Source organism: Streptomyces toxytricini, assembly GCF_014649915.1.
In the GTDB taxonomy this organism is placed as follows: domain Bacteria; phylum Actinomycetota; class Actinomycetes; order Streptomycetales; family Streptomycetaceae; genus Streptomyces; species Streptomyces toxytricini.
Map to the genome: position 1 here is coordinate 77,716 of NZ_BMTY01000025.1, position 24,222 is coordinate 101,937.

Here is a 24,222-nt window from a genome sequence, read left to right on the forward strand (position 1 = left end):
GACAGGTCAGAGGCGGTTTTCGTAGGACGGAAGGCACAGTCGTCTGCCCTTGTTCGGACCCCTGTCCGGCTTTCAGAATCACCGTCATGAATCACACGGCGAACACGAACCACGACGCAGTGCTGCGAGCCCGGGTGGCACTCCTGGGGTCGGGGACCCTGCCGATCCGGCAGCAGGTCGAGGCCTACCGGCTCCTCGCCGAGGTCACCCCGCTCGCGTACCTGCCCCGACTGTCGATCGCGCTGTACGACTACAGCCGCCAGGAGTTCGCCCACGACACCCGCATCGCGCTCGCCCTGCGCGCCGAGTCCCTGGAGGCCGCCCGGCGCATACACGCGCTCGAACCGGAGCGCCTGGAGCTGCTCGCGGCGGCCCTGGACGCGTACCGCGAACTCCTGCACACCACCGGTGACACGGAGGGGGCCGCCGCCGCGACCAAGGAACTCGCAAGCCTGGGCCACCGCCCCGGGAACCCGGACCAGCGCTTCCATCGGCTGGCATACCACTAGTCCGGCCGGCCCCCCGTCTTGCGCAGCCGGGTGTTGAGGCGGGCGGCCCGGCGGTTCAGGTGGTTGCGTTCGGCCAGGTTGGGGGCCTTGCGGGCCGCCTCCGCGTACAGGCGGGCCGCGCCCGCCAGGTCGCCGTCACGCTCGTGGAGGTAGGCCGCCACCGCCGTGTGGCGGGGCAGCGAGTCGTCCACCGAGGCGAGCGCGGCCAGGCCGGCGCGGGGCCCGTCCGCCTCCCCGACGGCCACCGCCCGGTTGAGCAGGGCGACCGGGCTGTCGGTCAGCCGTACCAGCTCGTCGTACCACTCGACGATCTGCACCCAGTCGGTCTCCGCGGCGGTCCGCGCATCGGCGTGGAGCGCCGCGACGGCCGCCTGCGCCTGGTACTCGCCGAGCCGGTCCCGGGCGAGGGCCGCCTGCAGGATCCCGGTGCCCTCGGCGATCAGCGCGGTGTCCCACCGGCCGCGGTCCTGCTCGGCGAGCGGCACCAGGCTGCCGTCGGGCGCGGTCCGGGCGGCCCGCCGGGCGTGGTGGAGCAGCATGAGGGCGAGCAGCCCGGCCGCCTCCGGGTGGTCGGTGTACGCGGAGAGCTGCCGGGTGAGCCGGATGGCCTCGGCGGCGAGGTCGACGTCCCCGGAGTAGCCCTCGTTGAAGACGAGGTAGAGGACGCGCAGCACGGTGGCGACGTCACCGGGCCGGTCGAGGCGCACCCCCGAGACGGTGCGCTTGGCCCGGCTGATCCGCTGCGCCATGGTCGCCTCGGGCACCAGGTAGGCGCGGGCGATCTGCCGGGTCGTCAGCCCGCCGACGGCGCGCAGCGTGAGCGCGACGGCCGACGACGGAGTCAGCGACGGGTGCGCGCACAGGAAGTACAGCTGCAGCGTGTCGTCCGCCGCCGGCGCCGGCCCGGGCGCCGGCTCCTCACCGGCGCGGTCCTCGCGCCGGCGGCGGGCGGAGTCGGAGCGGGCCGCGTCGAGGAATTTCCGCCAGGCCACGGTGGTCAGCCAGCCCTTCGCGTCCCGCGGGGGATCGGCCGGCCAGACGCGCAGCGCCTCGACCAGCGCGTCCTGTACGGCGTCCTCGGCCGCCGCGAAGTCGGCTCCGCGGCGGACGAGGGCCGTGAGGACGCCCGGGGTGAGGCTGCGCAGCAGGGCCTCGTCCATGGGCGGGGTCACTCCCCCGTGACGGCGGGCTTCGCGGTCAGGAACGGGCGGACCTCCAGCCACTCGTGGATCGGCCGGCCGCCCGCCCCGGGCGCCGCCGACAGCTCGCCGGCCAGCTCGACGGCGCGGTCGTAGCCGTCCACGTCGATGATCATCCAGCCGGCGATGAGGTCCTTCGTCTCGGCGAACGGCCCGTCGGTGACGGGCGGGCGGCCCTCGCCGTCGTAGCGGACCCAGGCCCCCTCGGGTGCGAGGGCCTGGCCGTCGACGAACTCGCCGGTCTTCTCCAGCCGGGCCGCGAAGTCGTTCATGTACCGGATGTGCGCCGAGACCTCCTCCGGCGTCCACTGGTCCATCGGCACGTCGTTCACGGCGGCGGGGGCGCCTCGGTAGTGCTTCAGCAGCAGGTACTTGGCCATCGTGGTCTCCCGGGAGCTCGTGCGGCCCATTGTGGCCGCGTTCGTACCGGGGACGGAGCCGGACGCGGCTTCTCGACACCTCCGCCGCATCTTTTTTCCGTGTACGCCGGCTGCCGCCGTCACGGCGGTGCGGGGGAGTCCCGGCGGAGCCTGTCCAGGCGGCGGATGGCGGGCGTGGCGGCCGCGCCGTGCAGGAGGACGGACAGCAGCACCGTGAAGGCGACCACGGACCACAGCTGCGGCGCGAGCGCGTCGAAGCGGGTGGTCTGCCCCAGGGCGTAGGCCAGGTAGAACAGCGAGCCGATGCCGCGGATGCCGAAGAACGACGCAGTGAGGCGTTCCCGCGGCCCGGCCCCGTGCCCCCACAGGCTCACCCAGCCGACGAGGGGCCGGACCGCCAGGACGAGCAGTACGGCGAGGAGGGCCCCCTGCCAGGTCAGGTGGGGCAGGCCCGAGGCCGCCAGGTAGCCGCCGAGGAGGAACAGCAGGAAGACGGTCAGCAGCCGCTCGATCTGCTCGGTGAACTCGTGGAGCACCTTGTGGTAGCCGTGGCTGCGCTCGGCGGCCCGGATCGTGCAGGCGGTGACGAACACGGCGAGGAAGCCGTAGCCGTGCAGGAGCTCGGCCGCCCCGTACGCCACGAAGGTCGCGCCGAGCGCGACGAAGCCCTCCATGTGCTCGGAGAGCCGCAGCGCCGACGGCCGCGCCCGGAAGAACATCATCCCCAGCAGCCGCCCCGTCACCACGCCGACCGCGACACCGACGGCGGTCATGGCGAGCACGTCGACGAGGGCCCACCGCCCGATCCAGCCGGCGCCGCCGCCGGCGGAGGCGAGCGCCAGGGCCGCGAGGACGAAGGGGAAGGCGAGCCCGTCGTTCAGGCCGGCCTCCCCGGTCAGCGAGAACCGCACCTCGTCCTCGTCGTCCTCCTCGTCCGTCGGCTCCCCGACCCGCACCTCCGCGGCGAGCACCGGGTCCGTCGGCGAGAGGACGGCGGCCAGGAGCAGCGCCGCGGCGAGCGGCCACCGGAGCAGGGGGACGGCGATCGCGCAGACCGCGGCGACGGTCAGCGGCAGGGCGATCCCGACGAGCCGCCACGGTCCGGCCCAGCGCCGCAGCCCGACCGGCCTGTTCAGGGCGAGGCCCGCGCCCATGAGGGAGACGATGACGCACAGCTCGGTCGCATGCTCCACCCACAGCCGGTCCCGGACGGGATCCACCACGGGCACGGGCAGCGGCAGCAGCCCGACCAGCACGCCGGCGGCCATGAACACCATCGGCATGGAAAGCGGCCGCCGGAAGACCAGCCGCGGCACGACGGCCGCGCCGAGCGCGCCGACCCCCATGGCGAGGTACACGGCGTCGGAAAGCGTCATCCTTTCGAGCCCGCCCTCCGGGTGCACATATATTGCAACTGCAAGAGACATGCAGAAAGGGGGCCGCAGTGGGCGGACCGGTGGTACTGGGGATCGAGTCGTCGTGCGACGAGACCGGCGCGGGCATCGTCCAGGACGGCAGGCTGCTGGCACACGTCGTCGCCTCCAGCATGGACGAGCACGCGCGGTTCGGCGGCGTCGTACCGGAGATCGCCGCGCGCGCCCACCTCCAGGCCTTCAACCCGGTCGTCCGCGAGGCCCTCGACCGGGCCGGACTGCGCCCCGGGCAGATCGACGCCGTGGCCGTCACCACCGGGCCCGGCCTGTCCGGCGCCCTCCAGGTGGGCCTCGCCGGGGCCAAGACCCTGGCGTATGCGGCCGGAGTGCCCCTGTACGGCGTCCACCACCTGGCCGGGCACGTCGCCGCCGACACCCTCGCACACGGGCCGCTGCCCCGGCCGTCCGTCGTGCTGATCGTCTCGGGCGGCCACACCTCGCTGCTCCTCGTGCACGACCTCGTCCGCGAGCCGATCCTGCACCTCGGCGACACCCTCGACGACGCGGCCGGGGAGTGCTTCGACAAGGTCGCCCGTATCCTCGGCCTCCCCTACCCGGGCGGCCCCGCCATCGACCGGGCGGCCCGGGACGGCGATCCGCGGGCCGTGGCCTTCCCCCGGCCGCTGACCCGCCCCGGCGACGATCCGTACGCCTTCTCGTTCTCCGGGCTGAAGACGGCCGCCGCACGCTGGGTCGAGGACCACCGCGCCCGCGGCGCGCAGGTCCCCGTCGCCGACGGGGCGGCCGCCCTTCAGGAGGCCGTCGCCGACGTCCTCACCCGCAAGGCGCTGGCCGCCTGCGCGGCACACGGCGTCCGCACACTGGTCGTGGTCGGCGGCGTCGCCGCGAACTCGCGGGTACGCGCCCTGGCCGAGCGGCGGTGCGCCGCCGCCGGCGTCGAACTGCGCGTCCCCCCGATGACGCTGTGCACCGACAACGGCGCGATGATCGCCGCCGTCGGCGACCTGCTGGTCCGCTCCGGGGCCGATCCGGCCCCGCTCGACGTCTCGATCGACCCCTCCGCCCCCCTCGAGTACGCCGCCCTCACCCCGCTTGCGCGCACCCACGCCCGGGCGGCCTGACCCGGTCACCCTCAGCCGTGGTGGCACTGGCCGCCCCGGACCATGTCGAGGTGTGCGGACACCACCGGGCGGGCCTCGCGCGCAGCGGCCTGCACGTCCGGGTCCTGGCCGCGCTGGATCTCCGCCTCGATGACCAGGAGCGTCTTCTTGTGGGCGTTCTCCTGCGCCGCCAGCCAAGCCTTGTCATAGCCGTCGCCGCCCGCATTGGACTGCAGGCTCTTGAGCTCGGCCTCCTGCTCGGGGGTGACCTCGACCGCGAGCGTGACGCCTTCCTTCTCCGCGAGGTCGGACAGGGCGGCGTCCAGCTTCTTGTGGTCGCGCACCAGCATCGCGCCGACTTCCTTCACGCACGACGACCCCCCGTGCCGCTGGGCGTCCTCGCCCGCCGCGATCTCCGCCATGTTGCCCTGGTGCGCGCTGTTCATGAACGTCACGTCCTGGCCGCTGACCGCCGCGGACGACGTGCCCGGCACCGCGCCGAGCCCCACGACGGCGATCGTGCAGGCGCATGCCGCGAAAATGCTCCTCCGCATGGCTCCTCCTCAGTCGCAACCGGCCTCCGCCGGGCGTGTCTCCCCCCGCCTACCCGCACGCACGGCGGCAAACGGGCCGGGCGATGGCTGCGCCGAAGGGAGAGAGGAGCTTCGGGACCGGAAGGCGCCCCGCCGGGGCTACGGGCGGGGCTGCCATTCCCCGGGGCCGCCGCCCCGCCACTCGACGAACGCGGGGTCGGTGAGGTCGGCGTCGTCGGCGTCCTCCAAGCCGGCGGCGGCGAGGAAGACGCGGATGTCGGCCGGGCGGTGGGCCACTCCGATGGCGACGCCGTCGTACCGCACCCGGCGCCAGCCGTTCTCGTCGGGCGGGTAGACGACCAGTCTGGCGGGCATGGCCCCAGCCTGGCCCCGCCCGGGCCGGCCAGCACCCCGCAGCACCCGAACGGGTGGCTCCGCCGGACAGGCGCTGCGGCCGCTCACCCGCCCCCGGCGGGCGCCGGGCCCGCCCGCAGCGCCGCGGCCGCGTAGACGGCGGCGCCGGTGGCCAGGGCGTCCTCGTCGAACACGGCGAGGTTCGAGTGCAGGTCCGCGGCCTCCTCCGGCGGGACACCGGGCGGACGCGCCCCCAGGAACGCCATCGAGCCGGGCACCTCCCGCAGGACGAAGCTGAAGTCCTCGGCGCCCATGAACGGCGCGGGCAGCAGCCCGACCCGGCCCGGGCCGAGCAGCGCGACCGCCGTGTCGTACAGGGCGGCCGTGCGGTCGGCGTCGTTCACGACGGGCGGGTAGCCCTCCTCCAGGTCCACGTCGGCCTCCGCGCCGTGGGCGGCGGCCACGTGCCGCGCGACCCGGTGGACGCCCTCGCGGACCCTCTGCCGGGCGGCGGGGGAGAGGGTGCGGAACGTGCCGCGGATCTCGGCCGTCTCGGGGATGACGTTCGAGGTCGTGCCGGCGTGGATGGAGGCGACCGTGACCACCGCCGGGTCGAACACGTCGACGGTCCGGGTGACCATCGACTGGAGCGCCAGCACGATCTCGCAGGCGACCGGCACCGGATCGAGCGCCCGGTGCGGGGACGAGGCATGTCCGCCTCGCCCGCGGACGGTCACGTGCAGCCGGTCGGAGGCGGCGAAGGTCGGTCCGGACCGCAGGTGCAGGGTGCCGCTGTCGAAGCGGGTCGTGACGTGCAGCGCGAACGCGGCGGCCACCCCTGCCCCGTCGGCGGTCTCCAGAACCCCCTCGTCGATCATGTGGCGGGCGCCGCCGCCGGACTCCTCGCCGGGCTGGAACATGAAGACGACCGGGCCGGCCAGCAGTCCGCGGCGGGCGGCGAGCAGCCGGGCGGCGCCGACGAGCATCGCGGTGTGCGTGTCGTGCCCGCAGGCGTGCATGGCGCCCGGCACCCGGGAGGCGAACTCCAGGCCGGTGTCCTCGTCCAGGGGCAGGGCGTCCATGTCGGCGCGCAGCAGCACCGCCGGGCCGGGGAGGGCGCCCTCCAGGGTGGCGGTGACGGAGCTCAGCCGGGAGCCGGTCGCCACCTCAAGCCCGAGCCCGCCCAGTGCCTCCAGCACGGTCTGCTGCGTACGCGGCAGATGTGTGCCCAGCTCGGGGAAGCGGTGGATGCGCCTGCGGAGGGCGACGATGTCGGGCAGCGCGGCGTGCGCGTCGGCGAGGAGGCCCTCCAGGGCGGCCCCTCCGGACGCGGGCGCGGGGGCGGGGACGCTCAACGGAAATCTCCTCACGGAACGTGCCGGGCGGACGGATTCGGGTCGCCTGCGATCCCTGCCCCGCATCCCACCCCGCCACGCCGACCGCGCACCGCCGGCCGCGGAGCACCCCCCGGCGGGCGGCCCGGCAGCTCACGCCCGGCCGGGCCGCCCGTCGCGGAGCCGTTCGGCGAAGGCCCGCGCCGCCGCCAGGTCGTCCGGGCCCGGCCGGTTCCGCCGGATGCCGCCCACCAGCCGGAACGGCGCCCACGTGTCGAACGCCCGGCACGAGAAGGCCCCCTCCACCGCGAAGCCCTTCCCTTCGAGGAGCCGCACCAGCGGACGGGTGAACGGCGCCGGCCGGAACTCGGGGAGCCCGCTGGTCGCGAACACGAACGCCCGGCCGCCGGTGCCGCCGGGCAGCCCGCCCGCGAAACCGGTCAGACGCCGGTGCAGCCGGCCGTGGAAGACACCCGAGCCGAACCCCACGAGGTCGGCGGCCGCCAGCTCGGCCGGGTCCGCGTCCTCGGGGGACACGACCCGCGCGCCGAGCACCCCGGCGATGCTGTCGGCGACCCGGCGGGTGTTGCCGTGCGATACGGAGACGCACACGATCACGGTCTTCATCCGGCGATCCCTTCTTTCCGCTCCTGCCGGTACAGACCGCGCAGCCGCCCGGAACGTGACACCCCCGGAACGTGACACCGCAGGGACCCGCCGTGCGGTGTCACGTCAGCGGGGCGCGGCCCTTCGGCTGGGGCGGTTCCACCGTGTCGGGTGCGGGCGGTACGGGAAGCTCCGCCGGGGCCTCCGGGTCCAGGACCGTGGTCGTGCCGTGGTGCAGCACCGGCAGGGGCGCCCCCTCCAGCAGCGTGTACCGCGCCGCGCCGCGGCCGATCTCGACGCGCAGCCGCCGGTCCCTGACGCGGACGTTGAAGGCGAGCCGGGTCAGCGTCGCCGGCAGGCGCGGGGCGAACCGCACCGGCGCCTCCGCCCCCTCGCGGGGCGCGCCCGCGCCCGGCGGCAGGACGGCGGGGCCGGCGCCGTAGCGCCGACGCAGCCCGCCCAGGCCCTGCACGAGGGCGATCCACGTCCCGGCCAGCGAGGCCATGTGGAGGCCGTCGCGGGTGTTGTGCTCCAGATCGTTCAGGTCCATCAGCGCGGCCTCCCGGGTGTACGCCCAGGCCAGGTCCAGGTGGCCCGTCTCGGCGGCGAGGGCGGCCTGGCAGCAGGCGGACAGCGAGGAGTCCCGGACGGTCAGCGGCTCGTAGTACGCGAAGTTGCGGGCCTTCTCCTCGTCCGTGAACTCGTCCGGGCAGGCCAGCATCGCGAGGACCAGGTCGGCCTGCTTGACGACCTGCTTGCGGTAGAGGTCGAAGTACGGGAAGTGCAGCAGCAGCGGGTACTGCTCCTCCGCGGTCCCCTCGAAGTCCCACGGCTCCTGGCCGGTGAACCCGGCCGCCTGCTCGTGCACCCCCAGCCGCTCGCTGTACGGGATCGCGATCCGGGCGGCGGTGTCCCGCCAGTCCGCGGCCTCGGCGGCGCCGACGGCCAGTTCGGCGGCCCGGTCCGGGTGCAGGGCGACCGCGTCCGCGGCGGCCAGCAGGTTCCGCCGGGCCATCACGTTCGTGTACAGGTTGTCGCGGGCCACGGCACTGTACTCGTCCGGGCCGGTGACCCCGTCGATGTGGAAGGCGCCGTCGGCGTCGAAGTGGCCCAGCGAGCGCCACAGCCGTGCGGTGTGCACCAGCAGGTCGAGCCCGGGGCCGCGGTGGAAGGCGTGGTCGCCGGTGGCGAAGACGTACCGCTCGGCGGCCGCCGCGATGTCGGCGTTGACGTGGAAGGCGACCGTCCCGGCGGGCCAGTAGGCGGAGCACTCGGCCCCGTTGATGGTCCGCCAGGGGAACGCGGCGCCTGCGAGGCCGAGTTGGCGGGCCCGCTCCAGCGCACTCGGCAGGGTGCTGTGGCGCCACCGCAGGACGGGTGCCACGGTGTCCGGCGCGGTGTGCGTGAGCACCGGCAGCACGAACGACTCGGTGTCCCAGAAGGCGTGCCCGTCGTAGCCCGTCCCGGTGAGCCCCTTCGCCGGAATGGCGCGCTCCTCGGCGCGGGCCGCGGCCTGGAAGAGGTGGAACAGGGCGAACCGCACCGCCTGCTGGACCTGCGCGTCCCCCTCCACCTCGACGTCGCCGTCGGCCCAGAACTCGTCCAGGCAGGCCTGCTGCCCGTCCAGCAGGCCCTGCCAGCCGGTGCTGCGGGCCGCCGCGAGCCCGCCCTCCACCTGGTCGCGCAGGGCGGGCAGCGACCGCTGCGCGGACCACCCGTACGAGACGAACTTGACCAGGGACAGCCGCTCGCCCGCCGCCAGGTTCGCGGTGACGGTCAGCCGGGCCACGTCCGGTTCGCTCTCCGCGGCCCAGCTCGTCCCCGGGGGCCCCTCCACCAGGTGGTCGGCGGCGACCGCCACCCGCTGGCGGCTGCTGCCGGTGCAGTGCACCAGGCGCAGCCGCGTGCCGTGCGCGTGGTGCTCCTCCGGCAGGAGCGGCGAGTCGATGACCGCCGCCACCCGCGGATCGCCGGAGGCGGCGGGCAGCTGCTCGTTGGCGACGAGCTCGGACTGCACGGCGATGCCGGCGGGCCCGTCGACGGCCTCCACGGTGTAGGAGATCGCGGCGACGGCCCGCTGCGCGAGGGAGACCAGCCGGTGGGAGGTCAGGCGCACCGTCCGGCCCGACGGCGTGGTCCACTCCGCGGTGCGGCCCAGCACCCCCGTGCGGAAGTCCAGGACCCGCTCGTGGGAGCGGAGTTCGCCGTAGCGCAGGTCGAAGGGGTGGTCGTCGACGAGGAGCCGGATGACCTTGCCGTCGGTGACGTTGATGGCGGTCTGCCCGGACTCCGGATAGCCGTAGCCCGCCTCCGCGTAGGGGAGGGGGTGCGTCTCGTGCACGCCGTTCAGGTAGGAGCCCGGCAGACCGTGCGGCTCGCCCTCGTCGAGGTTGCCGCGCCAGCCGAGGTGGCCGTTGGACAGGGCGAAGACGGACTCGCTCTGGGCGAGGACGCCCAGGTCGAGGGAGGTCTCCCGGAGCCGCCACGGCTCGGTGGCGAAACACGTGTGCGTGATCATCCGCGGTCCAGGAGCTCGGAGAGGTCGCCCACCACGACGTCGGCGCCGTGCTCGCGCAGCGCACCCGCCTGGCCGGCGCGGTCCACGCCCACGACGAACCCGAAGCCGCCCGCCCTGCCCGCCGCGACGCCCGCCAGCGCGTCCTCGAACACGGCCGCCTCTCCGGGCGCCACACCGAACAGGCGGGCCGCGGCCAGATAGCTGTCGGCGGCGGGCTTGCCGCGCAGGTGCTGCTCGGCGATGGTCAGCCCGTCCACGCGCTCCTCGAACAGGTCCGCGATACCGGCCGCGGCCAGGACGTCCCGGCAGTTGGCGCTGGAGGAGACGACGGCCCGGTGCAGCCCGGCGTCCCGGGCGGCGCGCACGTAGGCGACCGACCCCTCGTACGCCTCCACGCCCTGCTCGCGGATCATCCGCAGCACCAGCCCGTTCTTGCGGGTGCCCAGCCCGTGGACGGTCTCCCGGTCGGGGCCGTCGTTCGCGGCGCCTTCGGGGAGGGTGATGCCGCGGGAGGCGAGGAAGGTGCGTACGCCGTCCTCGCGGGGGCGGCCGTCCACGTACTCGTCGTAGTCCCGCACGGCGTCGAACGGAACGAACGGCGAGCCCGCGCGCTCGGCCCGCCGCCGCAGGTAGTCGTCGAACATCTGCTTCCATGCGGCGGCGTGGACCTTCGCGGTCCGGGTGAGCACGCCGTCCAGGTCGAACAGGCACGTGCGGACGTGGTCGGGAAGTCCCAGCATGCCGTCGAGGCTAGGCCGTCTCCCCCGCATCCTGCCTGACCCACGCCGCCGGCCCGGTGCGCAAGACCCGGGGGAGACGACCTGGGCCGCCTCTTCCGGATCCTGCCGGGCCCACGGCGTCGGGGATCACGCGCCGCGGGTCTCCGCCTGAGCCCACGACAGGTACGCCTCCGTGGCCGCCGACACCGGAAGCACGATCCACTGCGGCACCTCGTACGGGTGCCGCCCGTGCACCCACGCCTCCAGCGCGCCCACCCGGTCCTGCACCGTCTTGAACGTCAGCCGGTACTCGCGCTCGTGCTGCACCTTCCCCTGCCACCAGTAGAAGGACGTCATCCGCGCCTCCACGTGCACCCCGGCCGCCAGCCGCGCCTCGACCGCGGCGCGCCCCAGCTCGTACGCGGTGTCCTCGTCGTCCACCGTGGTCTGCGCGAGGACGACCGGGTTGCCCGGCTCCGCCATCTCCAACCTCCTCGATCGGGTTCCCCCGACCCTAACCGGCCCCGCCCCCACCCCTCCGCACGCCTGCCGCCGGCCCCGTGTGACCCCCTGGAGTGAACCTGTCGGCCGTGCGGGTGGCGGGGCCGCCCGCAGCGGGCCGCGGACGGAGCGGGCCCGCTACAACCGGGCCGTGAACTCCAGCTGCCGGCGCGCCGCGCCCGCCCTCGCCCTGGGCCTCGCCGCCCTCCTCCTCCCGCAGCCGGCGTCCGCCGCGCCCGCCGCGGCCCCCGATCCGGTCGTCTTCGTCCACGGCTGGAACAGCAGCGGCTCGACATGGGACACCATGGCGGGCCGCTTCCGGGCCGCCGGCTGGCCGGCCGACCGCCTCCACCAGTGGACGTACCCGTCCGGCCAGTCCAACGCCACGACCGCCGCCGCCCTCGCCGCCGAGGTCGACCGGGTCCTCGCCGCCACGGGAGCCGCCCGGGTCGACCTGGTCGCCCACTCCATGGGGTCCCTGTCGTCCCGGCACTACCTGAAGAACCTCGGCGGCACCGCCAAGGTGGACGCCTGGGCCTCCCTCGCCGGCCCCAACCACGGCACCGACGCCGCCCTCCTGTGCGGCGGCCCCGCCTGCACCGAGATGCGCCCCGGCTCCGTGTTCCTCCAGGCCCTCAACACAGGCGACGAGACCCCCGGCGAAACCCGCTACGCGACGTGGGCCTCGCCGTGCGACGTCTTCGTCCGCCCGGCGTCCACCGTCGCCCTGGAGGGGGCCGGGAACCGGACCACGGCCTGCCTCGGCCACACCGATGTGCACCGCGACGCCGCCGTCCACGCGGAGGTCGCCGCGCACGTCCGCTGAGGAACGGCGCCCGCGCCGCGGCCGGCCGGGCGGCCGCGACCGTGTATCAGCCGTGTATCAGGCGGCGCTCGGTCCTCCATCCACCGGCCGGAGGGGGCTCGCCGAGGGCCGGTCCGGCGCGGGGCCTGCCGTATCGTTCCGGGCGGGGCACGGGCCGGGGAGCGGCCGGCCCCGGCCACCCCCGCCGCCCGACCGTCCGAACAGGAGCCGCCCGCCCGTGTCCGCGCCCACCCCGGCCGGGGCCGCCGAACCCGCCGTCCGCGTGCTGCTGGTGGAGGACGACGACCTGATGCGCCGCTCCTTCGCCCTCGCCCTGGAACGCTACGGCTACCTGGTGCAGGCCGCCGCCGACGGCCTCGCGGGCCTCGAACTCTTCCGCGCGGAGCCCTTCGACGTGCTCGTCCTGGACGTGATGCTGCCCGGCCTGGACGGGATCGGCCTGTGCCGCCGCGTCCGCGAGACCAGCCTCGTGCCCGTCCTGATGATGTCGGCGCGCGGCGACGGGCTCGACGTCGTGGCCGGCCTGGAGGCCGGAGCCGACGACTACGTCGTCAAACCCGTCGAGACGTACGTCCTCGTCGCCCGCATCCGCTCGCTCCTGCGGCGAGCGACCTACCCGCCGGCCCCGGCCGGCGCGCCCGCCCCCGCGCCCGGACCCGGGCCGGCCGCGCCGGACGTCCTGGCCTTCGGCGACCTCGCCATCGACACCGCCGGCATGGAGGTCACCCTCGCGGGCGACCCCGTCGCCCTCACCCCGACCGAGCTGAAGCTGCTCCTGGAGTTCGCCGCCCACCCCGGCGTCGTCCTGGAGCGGCACACCCTGCTGCGCGACGTCTGGGACTACGGCTGGGACGGCGACAGCCGCGTGGTGGACCTGTGCGTGCAGCGGCTGCGCCGCAAGCTCGGCAAGGACCGCATCGAGACGGTCCGCGGCTTCGGCTACAAACTCAGGCGCTGAGCGCGGTGACGGCCACGAACCGCCGGCCCCGGCCGGGCAGGACGTCCCTGCGGTGGAAGATCGCCGGGCTCGCCGCCGCCACGGCCGCGCTGACCGCCGCCGCGGTCGGGGTCCTCGTCCACGTGTGGACCGCGCACGACATCCACGACCGCGCCCGCGCCCGGGCGTTCAACGCCGTGTACGCCGCCGCCGACGTCCACCGGCGCACGGGAGCGCTCACGGAAGGCGCCCGGCTCGACCCGCCCGACCTGCCCGCCTCCCTCCGCGACCCCGCCGACGGCGCCCGGCACACCGCCTACGATCCGCGCACCGAGGGGAACGTCGGCCCGAGCGTCTGGGCCGCCCAGCGCACCGGCGGCCCCGGCAGCCCCGTCCTCGCCGTCCAGGTCAACATGAGCAGCGAACTCCACACGCTGCGGCGGCTCGACGCGACCATGACGGCGGCCTCCCTCGCCGCGCTCGCCGCCGCCACCCCCCTCGCCTTCTACGGGGCGGGGCTCGTCGCCCGTCGGCTGCGGCGGGTCTCCGCGACGGCGGCCCGCATCTGTGCCGGCGACCTCGACGCCCGGACCGGCCCCGCCAGGGGGCGGGACGAGGTCGCCGAGATCGCCGCCACCGTCGACCTCATGGCCGACAGCCTCGCCCGACGCCTGCGCACCGAGCGGCAGTTCACCGCCGATGTCGCCCACGAGCTGCGCACCCCCGTCGGCGGACTGCTGGCGGCCGCCGACCTGCTGCCGCCGGGCGAGACGGAGGACCTGCTGCGCGCCCGCGTACGGGACCTGCGCGGCCTGGTCGAGGACCTCCTGGAGATCTCCCGCCTGGACGCGGGCGCCGAACGCCCCGTCTGCGTACGGGTACCGCTCGGTGCCGTCGTCGCCGAGGCGGTGGCCCGGACGGGGCTCGACACCGAGGTCACGCCCGCCCGGCCGGAGCCGCCGGATGCCGAGACCGCCACTGCGGAACCGGAGCCCACGGTGGAGACCGATCCGCGCCGCCTGGAGCGGATCGTCGCCAACCTCGTCGTCAACGCCCACCGCCACGGCGCCGCCCCGGTCCGTGTCACGGTCACGGACCGCACCGTCGTCGTACGCGACCACGGGCCGGGTTTCCCGGCCGACCTGCTGCTCCACGGCCCGCGCCGCTTCCACACCGGCGCCGCCGAGCGCGGCAGCGGCCACGGCCTCGGCCTGACCATCGCCACGGGCCAGGCCCGCCTCCTCGGCGCCGAGCTCCACTTCGGCAACGCCCCGGACGGCGGCGCCGTCGCCACCCTCCGCCTGCCCGCCTGAACCCCCGGCCGGCCCTGCTGCACGACCGCGACGAAGCGGAGCGCGCAGCGATACACCGCCGACAAGGAGCGGATACGCGGCCGCGGAACCCTTCGGAGTGCACCGTTCGCACCCGAAGAGGAGCCCCCGTGACCGCCGACCCCTTCGCCCCGCACACCGCGGCCACCACCTCCGGAACCGCCGCATCCGCCTTCGGCCTGACGAAGGTCCACGGCACCGGAGACGCCCGCGTCACCGCCCTCGACGACGTGAGCATCACCTTCCGGCAGGGGGAGTTCACCGCCGTCATGGGCCCTTCCGGCTGCGGCAAGTCCACGCTCCTGCACTGCGCCGCCGGCCTCGACACACCCACGTCCGGATCCGTCCGCATCGGCACCACCGAACTCGGCACCCTGGACGACCGCGAGCTGACCCGGCTGCGCCGCGACCGCATCGGATTCGTCTTCCAGGCCTTCAACCTGCTGCCGACGCTGACGGCCCTGGAGAACATCACCCTGCCCTCGGCGATCGCCGGGCGCCGCCCCGACCGCGAGTGGCTGGACCGGGTGGTGTCCATGGTCGGCCTCTCCGGGCGCCTCGGCCACCGGCCCGCCCAGCTGTCCGGCGGGCAGCAGCAGCGCGTCGCCGTGGCCCGCGCGCTCGCCTCCCGCCCCGCGATCGTCTTCGCCGACGAGCCCACCGGCAACCTCGACTCCCGGTCCGGGGCCGAAGTCCTCGGCTTCCTGCGCGACTCGGTGCGCGACCTCGGCCAGACCGTGGTCATGGTGACGCACGACCCGGCGGCCGCCGGCTACGCCGACCGCGTCGTCTTCCTCTGCGACGGCCGCCTCGTCGACGAGATGACGCGCCCCACCCCGGACCGCGTCCTCGACCGGATGAAGGCCTTCGACACCCGCTCCCGCACCAGCTGACCGGCCCTCCCGCCCTCCCCGGCCCCGTCCCGCGCCGCGCGCTGCCCTTACCGCCCCGCCTGCGGCCCGTACCGCGCGGCACAGCCCCGCACCTCACCGAAAGCCGCCATGCTGAGAACAGCCCTGCGCAACGCCCTCGCACACAAAGCCCGTTCGGCCATGACCGTCCTCGCGGTCTGCCTCGGCGTGGCCTTCGTCTGCGGCACCCTCGTGTTCGCCGACTCCACCGCCGCAGCCCACCGCGCCGCCGCCTCCAAGAGCTTCGCCGGCATCGCGCTCACCGTCACCGCGAAGCCGCCCCTGCCGGGCGCCGCGGGCCCCGGCCCCGACGTCCTCGACGACGCCCTGGTCCGCACGCTCGCCGCCGTGCCCGGCGTCGCCGCCGTCCGCCCCACCGCAGACGGCTCGGCCACCCTGAACGCGGCCGACGGCACCCCGCTGCGCGCCGGCAAGGCGTGGGCCAACCTGGCCTCCGCCTACGTCCCCGGCCCCGACGGCAAGGACGGCCGCCACCCGCTGGCCGAGGGCCGGGCACCGGCGGGGGCCGGGGAGGTCGCCCTCGACAGCGGCACCGCCGCCGCCGGCCGCCACCGCCTCGGCGACACCGTCACCCTCGCCACCGACGGCCCGGCACTGCACAAGCGGCTCGTCGGCATCGTCCGCACCACCGACTCCCGGGTCACCGCCGGCGGCACGCTCGCCGTGTTCGACAAGGCGACCGCCCAGCAGCTGTTCGCCACCCCCGGCCACTACACCGGCATCGACCTGACCGCCGCACCCGGCACCGACCAGGCCGAACTGGCCCGCCGGGTGACCGCCGTCCTCCCCGCCGACCGCGCCGAGGCCACCACCGGCGCCGCCCAGGCCGCCCAACAGGCGGGTTACGTCGACACCCTGACGCGCGGCCACGAGAAGCTGCCGATGCTCTTCGCCGGCGTCTCCCTCTTCATCAGCTCCTTCCTCGTCGTCAACACCTTCACCATGCTCGTCGGCCGGCGCACCCGCGAGATCGCCCTGCTCCGCGCCATCGGCGCCACCCGCCGCCAGGTCGTCCGCTCCGTCCTGCTGGAAGCCGCCCTCGTCGGCCTCGCCGCATCCGCCGCCGGCTTCCTGCTCGGCCTCGGCATCGCCGCCGCACTGCCCGCCGCCCTCGGCACGGACCAGGACGCACTGCCCCGCGGCCCCCTGGTGGTCGGGCCGCTGCCCGTCGCCGCGGCACTCGCCATCGGTGTCGGCGTCACCGTGCTCGCCGCCTGGCTCCCCTCGCGGAGGGCAGCCCGCATCGCCCCCGTGGAAGCCCTGCGCTCTGCCGAGCACCAACTCCCCGCCACGGGCGCCCGCACCCGCGTCCGCACCGCAGCGGCAACCGCCCTCCTCGCCCTCAGCGCCTTCCTGCTGATCCCGCTGACCCGCGCCGAGGACGCCTCCGAGGAGAACCTCCGCGACGCCATGGCCGGCTGCGCCCTCCTCGTCGCGGCCGCCGTCGTCCTCACCCCGCTGCTCGCCGCCCCCGCGATCCGGGGCGCCGGCCGCCTGACCCGCCGCCTCGGCATCACCGGCCGCCTCGCCGGGCAGAACGCCCTGCGCGACCCCCGGCGCACCGCCGCCACCGCCGCCACCGTGCTGATCAGCACCGCCCTCGTCAGCGGACTCGCCACCATCGGCCATTCCGGGGCCCTGGCCCTCGACCGCCAGGCTGCGGAGGGCCTCGCCGCCGAGTACGTGATCAGCACCCCCACCCCCACCACCGCCATCGACGACGCCACCCTGCGCCGCGTCGCCGACACCCCCGGCGTCCGCGCCGCCCACGGCATCGCCGACTCCACCCTCTTCCTCGGCGGCGGCGTCCGGAACATCGCCGGCGTCGATGCACGCACCGTCGACGACGCCATGCGGCTCGACTTCACCAGCGGCTCCGCCGCAGGCCTCGGACCCGGCCGGATCGCCGTGTCCGCCACCACCGCCCGCGACCACCGCCTCGACACCGGCAGCCGCATCACCGGACGGATCGGCCGGGGCGGCCCCGAGACCGCCTACACCGTCGTCGGCGTCTACCGCGACAACCCCACCGCCGGCGACGCCCTCGGAGCCCGCACCGAGGTCCAGCAGCACCAGTTCCGCCCCGGCACCCTCCAGCGCATCCTCGTCCGCACCGACAGCGGCGCCGCCGGCATCCGGAGCGCCCTGCACACCGCCGTCGGCAACAGCCCGCTGCTGAAGGTGCAGGACCGGGCGGAACTCGTCCGCGAGGCCGCGGGCGTCATGGGCGACCTGCTCACCCTGATGTACGGGCTCCTCGCCCTCGGAGCCGCCATCTCCGCCCTCGGCATCGCCAACACCCTGGCCATGTCCGTCGCCGAACGCACCCGCGAGATCGGCGTCCTGCGCGCCCTCGGCATGGACCGCGCCGGCATCCGCCGCACGATCCGCCTGGAAGCCGTCACCGTCGCCGCGTACGGCACCCTGCCCGGTTTGGCCTGCGGCCTGTGCGGCGCCTGGGCGGTCGGCTCCCTCGCCAACGGCGCCGTGCAGCAGTACGCCTTCCGCCTGCCCTGGGGGACCCTGCTCCTCGTCTGCCTGGCCCCCCTCGCCGTCGCCGCGGCCGCGGCGGCCGCCCCGGCCCGCCGGGCAGCCGCCCTCCGCCCGCTGGAGGCCGTCGCCGAGCAGTAGCACCAGCCGACGTCACCCGTCGCCGCCGCCGGTCCCGCCGCCCGCCGCGGCCGGACCGGCGGCCGCGGGCTCGCGCCACATCGGCCACAGGACGGGCCCGCCGTCCGGCAGCCGGATCTCGCCCGTCGCCCGGAATCCGAACCGCTCGTAGAACGGCACGTTCGACGCCTTGCTCGACTCCAGGTACGCCGCCTCCCCGAGCCGGTCGCAGTGCGCCAACTGCTCCCGTACGAGCGCCGAACCGGCCCCCGTCCCCCGCACCTGCGGATCCGTCCCCACGGTCGGCAGGTACCAGTGGGGTTCCGCCGGGTGCGCCCGATGCAGGCACTCCTGCACCTCGGCGGCCCGCCCCAGCCCCCGCGGCCCGAAGACCCGCACGTAGCGGGGCACGGCGGCCAGCTCCCGCACCGCCGGCGCCCGCCACCGGCCCGGCCCCGACCAAAGGGCCGCCGCCAGCAGCCGCCCGTCCCCGGTCGCGGCGACCCGCACGGCCCCCTCCCGCGGCCGCTGCTGCCGTTGCGCCAGCCGGAAGTACAGGGCGATCCTGTGCATCCGGTCCGGCCCGCCGTCGGGGACCATCCACCCCATGACGGGGTCGTCGGCGAAGGCGAGGGCGAGGAGGCCGGCGATCGTGCGCGCTTCGCCCGGCCGGGCGCGCCGGATCCCGAACGCCTGCGGCAGCGGCCGCGTCCGTGTGCTCATCGCGCCACGGTAGGCGGCCGGCCACCGCAGCCCCCGGCCACACGCCCGCCACACCGCCCCGATCAGGCCGAACGGGGCCGGGTCGCGGCACCGGGCGCACCTGACAGAGCACCACCGGCTCCACCCTGGCGATCCGCGCCGTCTGGTGAGGATGGCCGGGACCGACGCGGCGGGACGCGGGCCTCGACCATCCCTCGGGGCCCGCCGGACGGCACATGTCCACAGTCCCGCCTCTCACGACCGATGCAAGGTGAAGGTTCCCTGATGAAGAGACGAGTCTTCCTCCGCGCCGCCGCGCTCGGCGTCGCGGCCGCCGGGACCGGGGCCGGCCTCACGGCCGGCACGGCGCACGCCGCGAACACCGTACAGCCGGGGCCGGGCCCCTACGGCGAGCTCCTCCCGCCGGACGCCAACGGCCTTCGCCTGCCCGCCGGTTTCAGCAGCCGGGTCGTCGCCCGCGCCGGCCAGACCGTGCCCGGCACCGCGTACGCCTGGCACACGGCCCCCGGCCCGGGCGGCGTCGTGCGCGACGGCACCGGCTGGATCTACGTGTCGCACTCCGAGAACGGCGGGGCGAGCGCCCTCCGCTTCTCCTCCGGCGGCACGGTGACCGGCGCCCACCGCGTCGACACCGGCAGCACCGCCCCGACCCTCGGCACCGCGATGCCCGGCGGCGGCTGGCTCGTCGGCGAGCGCATCACCGGCGGGTACGCGTACGAGGCGGACCCGCGCGGCGCGAAGGCGCCCGTACGCCGCCCCGAGCAGGGCCGGTTCAAGCGCGGCGGCCTGGCCTACGACGGCGGCGGCACGCTCCTCATGACCGAGGACGAGCCCGACGGCGGCGTCTACCAGATGTTCAACACCACTCTCTACGCGTGGACCTCGCCCGCGGGCGGCGGCCGGCTCACGACGACGCAGGTGCCCGACCCGTCGGCGGCGACCACCCCGGTACGCCGGCAGCTGCCCGACCAGGTCCGGTTCGACCGGCCCGGCACCCCGGCCGCCGCGAACACCGTGTCGTACTACGTCCCCGCCCGCGGGGACAGCCGCATCCACCGCGTCGACACCTACTTCGCGGCACTGCGGACCTACTACGACCCCGCCGCGACCGGCGGCGGGCCGCTGACACAGCCGCGCGAGGCGGCCTTCCCGCTCGGGAAGTCGGCGGCGGAGGAGCTGTTCGTCACCGAGGGCGCCGGCGGCAACGCCGAGGTCTGCGCGATCACCGGCCGGGACACCATCGCCCCGTTCCTGCGCCTCGACGGCGCGACGGGCCTGGCCGGGCTGGACTTCGCCCCGAACGGCAAGCGCATGTACGTCGCCTCACCCGACGCCGTCTACGAGGTGTCGGGCCCGTTCAACGGCTGACGGGCACGGGCGGGGCCGCGGCACCCGGCCGCGGTTCTGCCCGAGCGTCCCCCGCCGGTCAGTCGCGGACCGGCGGGGGCGGCCCCCCGGCCGGAAGGCGGCCGGTGAGGATCCGGCCCGCGTGCAGGCCGATCGCGAGGCAGCCGACCGCGGCCGGGACGAAGAGCAGCGCCGCCCAGAGGGCCTCGCCCGTGTCATAGCTGTTCTGCCCGACGAAATCGAAGAACTTCCCCGCATCAGCGCGCAGCAGGTCGGAGTCCGCCTTCATCTCGTCGGAGCGGGATGAGGAGTCCCCGGCCAGCCACCGGAACGCCGGCAGCACCCCGCCCAGCGCCAGCGCCGGCACCCGCGGGGGCAGCCATGCGGACGGCGAACGCAGCCCCGGCCGGTACAGGGCGCCGAGCGCCCAGGCGCGCCGTACGAGATACAAGGCCGCGCCCAGGGAGGCCAGCCCCGCCAACTGGCTCAGCGAGACCGCCGTGTCGAACTCGTAGCTGGAGAACCACCAGGTCAGCCAGACGACGGCCAGCGGCGGGACCGTCCAGGACGCCGTGACCGCCAGGGCCCGGAAGGCGGCCGCCACCCGGGCCCGCGGGTGGAGTCGGGCCCGTTCGGCGTCGAGCCAGGCCCGGTGCCGCTCCCGGTGCTCGGCCTCGGCGCGCGCTGCGGCCTCCTGCCGCTCGCGCTCCCGCCGGCCCGCCTCCTCCAGGCGCCGCTCGGACTCCTCCCTGGCCAGGAGGCGCGCACGGACCTCCTCGCGGGCGGCGGGGGCCAGTTCCGCCTCGGCCATGCGGGCCAGCAGGGTGTCCGGGCCGCCGGCGCACCGCAGCACGCCCGCGTACCAGGGCGGCGGGTCCTCGGGCGGTGTGGCCGGCGGCAGCCGGCGTACGGCCTCCGCCACCTGCGGCGCCGGGAGCAGGGCGGCGAGCAGGACGCCCGGCGCGGTCTCGTCGGCCCACCGCCGGACGGCCTCCGGCCAGCCGTGCTGCCGGGCGACGGCCGCGTGCCAGGTGTCGAGGGACCGCGACCAGGCCGCCCGGATCCCGCGGAGCGCGGCGAGCTCTCCGAAGCCGGCCAGGACATCGAGCAGCGGCGTGTCGGCGAGCTCCGCGCGCAGTCTGCGGTCGGCCGCGTCCGCCCCGCCGCCCGCGAGGCAGGCGCGCGCCAGCAGGCCGTACGTGATCCTGCGACCCCGGTGGACGACCGGCCCGGCCGGATCGAGCCAGCGCAGCAGGCACAGCAGCTTCAGCGCGGGCGACAGCTTCCGGTCGGCGAGGTGGCGGTCGACGAGAGCGATGCGGCCCTCGACGTCGTCGGTGTCCGGATTGCCGAACTGGCGCAGCCAGCCGAGGAGGTCGGCCCACCCCTCGGAGGGAGTCGCGGCGGAGCGGCCGTCCCCGAAGAAGCGCCGGGCGGCGTCCGGGCCGTGCGCGCGGAGCGTCTCGGCCAGTTCCCGCTTGGTGGTGTGCAGGGTTCCGGCCAGGGCGAGGGGGCGGGCCACCCCGGCCGCCGGCGGCGTGCGGGGCAGTGGCGGCGGTTCCTGTACGCCGGTCCGCCCGGCCCGCGCCTGCCGCCGGCCCGCGGCGCGGCCCGCCGCAGCGGCGGGCGGCGCGGCCGCGGCGTTCCGGAGCAGCGCGAGCCGGCCCGCCGACCCGCCGGCGCGGACGTCGGGCATCGGCAGCCCCCGCAGCCGGGCGCGCTGCCGTACCGCCCGGGCGACGGCGTCGAGCGGCAGCAGCTCGCCCGCACCGGGCACCCCGGAGCGCAGCACGTACAGCAGCTCGCCGGTGAAGCTGGTGTGCTCGGCGCCCTCCGGCGCGAGCGCCGTCGAGGTCGCCGGCGTCGCCGTCAGGACGTAGCTGCCCTCGATCTCCAGCTCCTCCGGTGAGGCGAGCGCCTCCCCGTCCCCGCCGCCCATGCCCTGCACCGCCCATCCGCTGAAACAGCAGTCCAGGACGACGACCTTGTTCAACGCCGGCGACTCCGCCAGCACTTCGCGCAACAGGCTGTACGGGAAGCCCGTGACGGCGAGGGTGCTGCGGCGCGCGGCGGGCAGCCCCAGGTAGAGCTCGCCCGCCTTGCGGACCATCCCGTGCCCCGCGAAGTAGACCAGCAGCGTGTCCTCGGCCTCTTCGGCGCACCGGCGCAGTTCGCCGAAGACGTCGACCGTGCCCGGCGGGTCCAGGTGCACGGTGCAGTGCTCCGCAGCGAAGCCCCCCGACGGGGCCGTCAGGACGGCGCCCAGGTCCCGCAGATTGTGGGCGACGGCGGGCAGGTCGGGCAGTTCGTCGTGCAGGTAGGCGGCGGAGCCGAAGAGGTACGCGCGGGAGAGCCGGGGGTCAGGCAGCCGGCTCATGGCCGCCTTCGCCGTCGGCGTCCCCGGAGCCCTCACCGCCCAGGTGCGGGGAGAGCGCGGCGACCAGGCGCTCCACCTCCGCGGGGCCGCCGCCGAAGTCGAAGACGGCCCCGTCCGGCCGGGTGACGCGCACGCCAGGCCCGCCGCCGCGCCGTGTGGGCCGCTGGCTCAGCCACAGGTCGACGGACTGCAGCACGGCGACGAGCACTGCCATGCCCAACTCGGCCAGCTGGAGCACGAGTTCGGTGTCGGAACCCATCGTCCCGGCCTGCGGCGGCGCGCTCCGCAGCTTCACACGCCCGCGCAGCACCCGCTCGGCCCGCAGCCAGGCGGCGAGCTCCTCCAGCGCGGCGTCGTCCCCCGGGACGTCGATTCGGATGTCCATCCGCCTGCTGTTCCTTCCCCCGTGCCGACGCGGCGCGCCCACGCGCGCCGCAGCCGGTCATCGTAGAACGCGCATTCCCCCGGGGGGTCGGTTATCGGCCGCGCCCGCCGGGTCACCGGGGCAGCCGGGGACCCGCCCCGTGGGGCGTCACGACGGCGTGCCCGCCCCGCGGGCAGTGCACCAGCCGGTCGGCGAGCCCCGCGGCGCGCGCGGCGGCGAGGAACGATGACAGGGGCGACTTCATGACGGTGTAGTCGCCGTAGTGCACGGGCAGGACCGGGCTCGGCGCGAGCCGCCGGGCCAGCGCCACGCCCTGCTCGGCGTCCATCGTGACGAGCATCCCCCCGGGCAGCGTGGTCCCGCCGAGGTGCAGTACGGCCAGCCGGATGCCGGGGAACCGGCGGGGAATCTCGTCCAGCCCGTCGAAGTCCAGGGTGTCGCCGCTGATGTACAGGCTGATCTCCGGAGGGGAGCCGGCCGGCCCGAACCGGACGAGACTTCCCATGACCGGCGGCAGGAGGCGTCGCAGCCAGGGGCTGCCGGCGTGCCGGCCGGGCAGCGCCGTCACCCGCACCTCGGTGTCGGCGTTCCGCAGGACGTGCTCCTGCCAGGTCTCCAGGCCGACGGCCCGGCCGAACCCGTGCCACCGGGCGAGCCGGCGCGCTGCGTGCGGCGTGGTCACGACGGGCAGGCCGGCGTCGAGTCCGCGGCGTGCGACGCGGTCGAAGTGGTCACCGTGCAGGTGCGACAGCAGGACGCCGTCCAGGGCGGGCAGCTCCCTGACGTCCAGCGCGGGATCGCGCAGGCGGCGGCTGACCAGCCCGCGCCCGAGGTAGGCGTATTGGCCCTTGTGCAGGAAGTTGGGATCGGTCAGGAGGGTCATGCCGCCGTACCGCAGCAGCAGCGTGGCGTTCCCGATCAGCTGGATTTCGAGGGGTTCCCCGTCCCGATGGCTCATGTCGTGCGCCTCCGCGGCCTTCGTCTGGGGGTGTCGGACGGGGCGCCTGCCCGGGACGGGGGTGTTCACCGCCGGCGGTCGAGGGAGCCCCAGCTGTCGTTGTGCCGGGCTACCTCGCCCAGAGCCTCCTCGATCACCTCGGCGCCGATCCAGCCGAGCGGCTCCACGTCGGCGACGAGGGGCTCGTTGTCCGGGCCCCGCCCGCACTCCCTGCCGTGCAGCAGCCAGGGCCGCACCCGGCGGTCCTTGACGCGCGGGAGGTGCGAGTAGTCGTAGAGCCGGCGGGCCGCCCACGTCGACAGGGGGCGCTCCCCCCACCACGGCTCCACGTCGAGGGGGTTCGCGGACAGGCCCGGGAGCTCGATGCCGGTCAATTCGTCGCGGCTGGCCGGCGCGGGCAGGTCCGCGGCGGGCCCCATCGACCAGCGCACGTACAGGCCGGAGCGGCCGGCCAGGATGCCGGCCAGCTCGTCCAGGGAGCCGATCGTCGGCATGTTCCGGGGGTCGTTCGCTGCCACGCCCGACGCCTACCCGGCGCCGCCCGCCGTAGTCGCGCCGCGCAAACGCGGGCGGTTTGGGCGCGGGCGCGGTGGACAGGCGCCCCTCGCGCCGCACAGCGGTGCGCGGAGCGGCACAGGGCCGCCCGGCG

General features: G+C 75.9%; 23 protein-coding genes. 8 read left to right on the forward strand and 15 right to left on the reverse strand.

What is annotated here, in order from left to right:
• Positions 1-86 precede the first annotated feature (86 nt).
• Entirely contained in the window at positions 87-509 is a 423-nt protein-coding gene (locus IE170_RS27475; RefSeq protein ID WP_189812150.1) for a hypothetical protein, read from the forward strand.
• Here the strand turns inward: IE170_RS27475 and IE170_RS27480 are convergent.
• The 3 genes from IE170_RS27480 to IE170_RS27490 form a co-directional block, all read right to left on the reverse strand.
• Positions 506-1,669, reverse strand: a complete 1,164-nt coding sequence (locus IE170_RS27480) for an RNA polymerase sigma factor (protein ID WP_189812151.1) — start codon at positions 1,667-1,669, stop codon at positions 506-508. The genes IE170_RS27475 and IE170_RS27480 overlap by 4 nt on opposite strands.
• A gap of 8 nt (positions 1,670-1,677) precedes the next feature.
• The gene (locus tag IE170_RS27485; RefSeq protein WP_189812189.1) at positions 1,678-2,088 is read right to left on the reverse strand and encodes a YciI family protein; all 411 of its coding nucleotides are present in this window, start codon (positions 2,086-2,088) and stop codon (positions 1,678-1,680) included.
• Between the two features lie 119 nt (positions 2,089-2,207).
• Positions 2,208-3,464 (reverse strand): cation:proton antiporter domain-containing protein, encoded by a 1,257-nt coding sequence (locus IE170_RS27490; protein ID WP_189812152.1) that lies wholly within the window; start codon positions 3,462-3,464, stop codon positions 2,208-2,210.
• A gap of 68 nt (positions 3,465-3,532) precedes the next feature.
• Between IE170_RS27490 and tsaD the strand changes: the two genes are divergently transcribed.
• Positions 3,533-4,603: a tRNA (adenosine(37)-N6)-threonylcarbamoyltransferase complex transferase subunit TsaD gene (tsaD, locus tag IE170_RS27495; protein ID WP_189812153.1), complete on the forward strand. Its 1,071-nt coding sequence runs from the start codon at positions 3,533-3,535 to the stop codon at positions 4,601-4,603.
• A gap of 11 nt (positions 4,604-4,614) precedes the next feature.
• On the opposite strand, the gene IE170_RS27500 is transcribed toward tsaD, so the two are convergent.
• The 7 genes from IE170_RS27500 to cutA form a co-directional block, all read right to left on the reverse strand.
• Positions 4,615-5,136, reverse strand: coding sequence for a DUF4142 domain-containing protein (locus IE170_RS27500; protein ID WP_189812154.1), 522 nt, complete (start codon positions 5,134-5,136; stop codon positions 4,615-4,617).
• A gap of 138 nt (positions 5,137-5,274) precedes the next feature.
• Positions 5,275-5,490 (reverse strand): hypothetical protein, encoded by a 216-nt coding sequence (locus IE170_RS27505; protein WP_189812155.1) that lies wholly within the window; start codon positions 5,488-5,490, stop codon positions 5,275-5,277.
• A gap of 83 nt (positions 5,491-5,573) precedes the next feature.
• Positions 5,574-6,824 carry a M20 metallopeptidase family protein gene (locus tag IE170_RS27510; RefSeq protein WP_308428433.1) on the reverse strand — a complete coding sequence of 417 codons (1,251 nt, stop codon included), beginning with the start codon at positions 6,822-6,824 and terminating at the stop codon, positions 5,574-5,576.
• Positions 6,825-6,956: 132 nt separating this feature from the next.
• The gene (locus IE170_RS27515) at positions 6,957-7,430 is read right to left on the reverse strand and encodes a flavodoxin family protein (RefSeq protein ID WP_189812157.1); all 474 of its coding nucleotides are present in this window, start codon (positions 7,428-7,430) and stop codon (positions 6,957-6,959) included.
• Between the two features lie 100 nt (positions 7,431-7,530).
• Positions 7,531-9,927 (reverse strand): glycoside hydrolase family 65 protein, encoded by a 2,397-nt coding sequence (locus tag IE170_RS27520; RefSeq protein WP_189812158.1) that lies wholly within the window; start codon positions 9,925-9,927, stop codon positions 7,531-7,533.
• A complete protein-coding gene (locus tag IE170_RS27525; RefSeq protein ID WP_189812159.1) occupies positions 9,924-10,667 on the reverse strand; it encodes a beta-phosphoglucomutase family hydrolase in 744 nt (247 codons plus the stop codon). The genes IE170_RS27520 and IE170_RS27525 overlap by 4 nt, the downstream gene beginning before the upstream one ends.
• A 126-nt stretch (positions 10,668-10,793) precedes the next feature.
• Positions 10,794-11,129, reverse strand: a complete 336-nt coding sequence (cutA, locus tag IE170_RS27530) for a divalent-cation tolerance protein CutA (protein ID WP_189812160.1) — start codon at positions 11,127-11,129, stop codon at positions 10,794-10,796.
• A 169-nt stretch (positions 11,130-11,298) separates the two neighbouring features.
• On the opposite strand from cutA, the gene IE170_RS27535 reads away from it, so the two are divergent.
• The 5 genes from IE170_RS27535 (at position 11,299) to IE170_RS27555 (ending at position 17,804) form a co-directional block, all read left to right on the forward strand.
• Complete coding sequence (locus tag IE170_RS27535) at positions 11,299-11,973, forward strand: esterase/lipase family protein (RefSeq protein WP_189812161.1); 675 nt, start codon at positions 11,299-11,301, stop codon at positions 11,971-11,973.
• Between the two features lie 217 nt (positions 11,974-12,190).
• Complete coding sequence (cseB, locus tag IE170_RS27540) at positions 12,191-12,931, forward strand: two-component system response regulator CseB (RefSeq protein WP_268255664.1); 741 nt, start codon at positions 12,191-12,193, stop codon at positions 12,929-12,931.
• Between the two features lie 5 nt (positions 12,932-12,936).
• On the forward strand, positions 12,937-14,223 hold the full coding sequence (locus IE170_RS27545) for a HAMP domain-containing sensor histidine kinase (RefSeq protein ID WP_229885220.1): 1,287 nt from the start codon (positions 12,937-12,939) through the stop codon (positions 14,221-14,223).
• Positions 14,224-14,351: 128 nt separating this feature from the next.
• A complete protein-coding gene (locus IE170_RS27550; RefSeq protein WP_189812162.1) occupies positions 14,352-15,134 on the forward strand; it encodes an ABC transporter ATP-binding protein in 783 nt (260 codons plus the stop codon).
• Between the two features lie 108 nt (positions 15,135-15,242).
• The gene (locus IE170_RS27555) at positions 15,243-17,804 is read left to right on the forward strand and encodes an ABC transporter permease (RefSeq protein WP_189812163.1); all 2,562 of its coding nucleotides are present in this window, start codon (positions 15,243-15,245) and stop codon (positions 17,802-17,804) included.
• 12 nt (positions 17,805-17,816) lie between these two features.
• On the opposite strand, the gene IE170_RS27560 is transcribed toward IE170_RS27555, so the two are convergent.
• Complete coding sequence (locus IE170_RS27560) at positions 17,817-18,506, reverse strand: GNAT family N-acetyltransferase (protein WP_189812164.1); 690 nt, start codon at positions 18,504-18,506, stop codon at positions 17,817-17,819.
• A 264-nt stretch (positions 18,507-18,770) separates the two neighbouring features.
• Between IE170_RS27560 and IE170_RS27565 the strand changes: the two genes are divergently transcribed.
• Positions 18,771-19,874 (forward strand): translocation protein TolB, encoded by a 1,104-nt coding sequence (locus IE170_RS27565; protein WP_189812165.1) that lies wholly within the window; start codon positions 18,771-18,773, stop codon positions 19,872-19,874.
• Between the two features lie 58 nt (positions 19,875-19,932).
• Here the strand turns inward: IE170_RS27565 and IE170_RS27570 are convergent, their stop codons facing one another.
• The 4 genes from IE170_RS27570 to IE170_RS27585 all read right to left on the reverse strand — a co-directional run bounded on the left by IE170_RS27570 (position 19,933) and on the right by IE170_RS27585 (position 24,067).
• The gene (locus IE170_RS27570; protein WP_189812166.1) at positions 19,933-22,230 is read right to left on the reverse strand and encodes a caspase, EACC1-associated type; all 2,298 of its coding nucleotides are present in this window, start codon (positions 22,228-22,230) and stop codon (positions 19,933-19,935) included.
• A complete protein-coding gene (locus tag IE170_RS27575) occupies positions 22,214-22,615 on the reverse strand; it encodes an effector-associated constant component EACC1 (RefSeq protein WP_189812167.1) in 402 nt (133 codons plus the stop codon). Before IE170_RS27575 ends, IE170_RS27570 begins: the two co-directional genes overlap by 17 nt.
• A gap of 112 nt (positions 22,616-22,727) precedes the next feature.
• On the reverse strand, positions 22,728-23,573 hold the full coding sequence (locus IE170_RS27580) for an MBL fold metallo-hydrolase (protein WP_189812168.1): 846 nt from the start codon (positions 23,571-23,573) through the stop codon (positions 22,728-22,730).
• A 65-nt stretch (positions 23,574-23,638) separates the two neighbouring features.
• On the reverse strand, positions 23,639-24,067 hold the full coding sequence (locus IE170_RS27585; RefSeq protein ID WP_189812192.1) for a DUF6098 family protein: 429 nt from the start codon (positions 24,065-24,067) through the stop codon (positions 23,639-23,641).
• Positions 24,068-24,222: the final 155 nt, after the last annotated feature.

What these genes read in the sequence shown, in the direction of transcription:
- IE170_RS27570 (WP_189812166.1), bottom strand. Translation starts at nt 22,230, where the DNA reads ATGAGCCGGCTGCCTGACCCCCGGCTCTCCCGCGCGTACCTCTTCGGC.
- IE170_RS27490 (WP_189812152.1), bottom strand. Translation starts at nt 3,464, where the DNA reads ATGACGCTTTCCGACGCCGTGTACCTCGCCATGGGGGTCGGCGCGCTC.
- IE170_RS27525 (WP_189812159.1), bottom strand. Translation starts at nt 10,667, where the DNA reads ATGCTGGGACTTCCCGACCACGTCCGCACGTGCCTGTTCGACCTGGAC.
- IE170_RS27585 (WP_189812192.1), bottom strand. Translation starts at nt 24,067, where the DNA reads ATGCCGACGATCGGCTCCCTGGACGAGCTGGCCGGCATCCTGGCCGGC.
- IE170_RS27515 (WP_189812157.1), bottom strand. Translation starts at nt 7,430, where the DNA reads ATGAAGACCGTGATCGTGTGCGTCTCCGTATCGCACGGCAACACCCGC.
- cutA (WP_189812160.1), bottom strand. Translation starts at nt 11,129, where the DNA reads ATGGCGGAGCCGGGCAACCCGGTCGTCCTCGCGCAGACCACGGTGGAC.
- IE170_RS27565 (WP_189812165.1), top strand. Translation starts at nt 18,771, where the DNA reads ATGAAGAGACGAGTCTTCCTCCGCGCCGCCGCGCTCGGCGTCGCGGCC.
- IE170_RS27500 (WP_189812154.1), bottom strand. Translation starts at nt 5,136, where the DNA reads ATGCGGAGGAGCATTTTCGCGGCATGCGCCTGCACGATCGCCGTCGTG.
- IE170_RS27520 (WP_189812158.1), bottom strand. Translation starts at nt 9,927, where the DNA reads ATGATCACGCACACGTGTTTCGCCACCGAGCCGTGGCGGCTCCGGGAG.
- IE170_RS27560 (WP_189812164.1), bottom strand. Translation starts at nt 18,506, where the DNA reads ATGAGCACACGGACGCGGCCGCTGCCGCAGGCGTTCGGGATCCGGCGC.
- IE170_RS27555 (WP_189812163.1), top strand. Translation starts at nt 15,243, where the DNA reads ATGCTGAGAACAGCCCTGCGCAACGCCCTCGCACACAAAGCCCGTTCG.
- IE170_RS27505 (WP_189812155.1), bottom strand. Translation starts at nt 5,490, where the DNA reads ATGCCCGCCAGACTGGTCGTCTACCCGCCCGACGAGAACGGCTGGCGC.
- IE170_RS27575 (WP_189812167.1), bottom strand. Translation starts at nt 22,615, where the DNA reads ATGGACATCCGAATCGACGTCCCGGGGGACGACGCCGCGCTGGAGGAG.
- IE170_RS27475 (WP_189812150.1), top strand. Translation starts at nt 87, where the DNA reads ATGAATCACACGGCGAACACGAACCACGACGCAGTGCTGCGAGCCCGG.
- IE170_RS27480 (WP_189812151.1), bottom strand. Translation starts at nt 1,669, where the DNA reads ATGGACGAGGCCCTGCTGCGCAGCCTCACCCCGGGCGTCCTCACGGCC.
- IE170_RS27485 (WP_189812189.1), bottom strand. Translation starts at nt 2,088, where the DNA reads ATGGCCAAGTACCTGCTGCTGAAGCACTACCGAGGCGCCCCCGCCGCC.
- IE170_RS27580 (WP_189812168.1), bottom strand. Translation starts at nt 23,573, where the DNA reads ATGAGCCATCGGGACGGGGAACCCCTCGAAATCCAGCTGATCGGGAAC.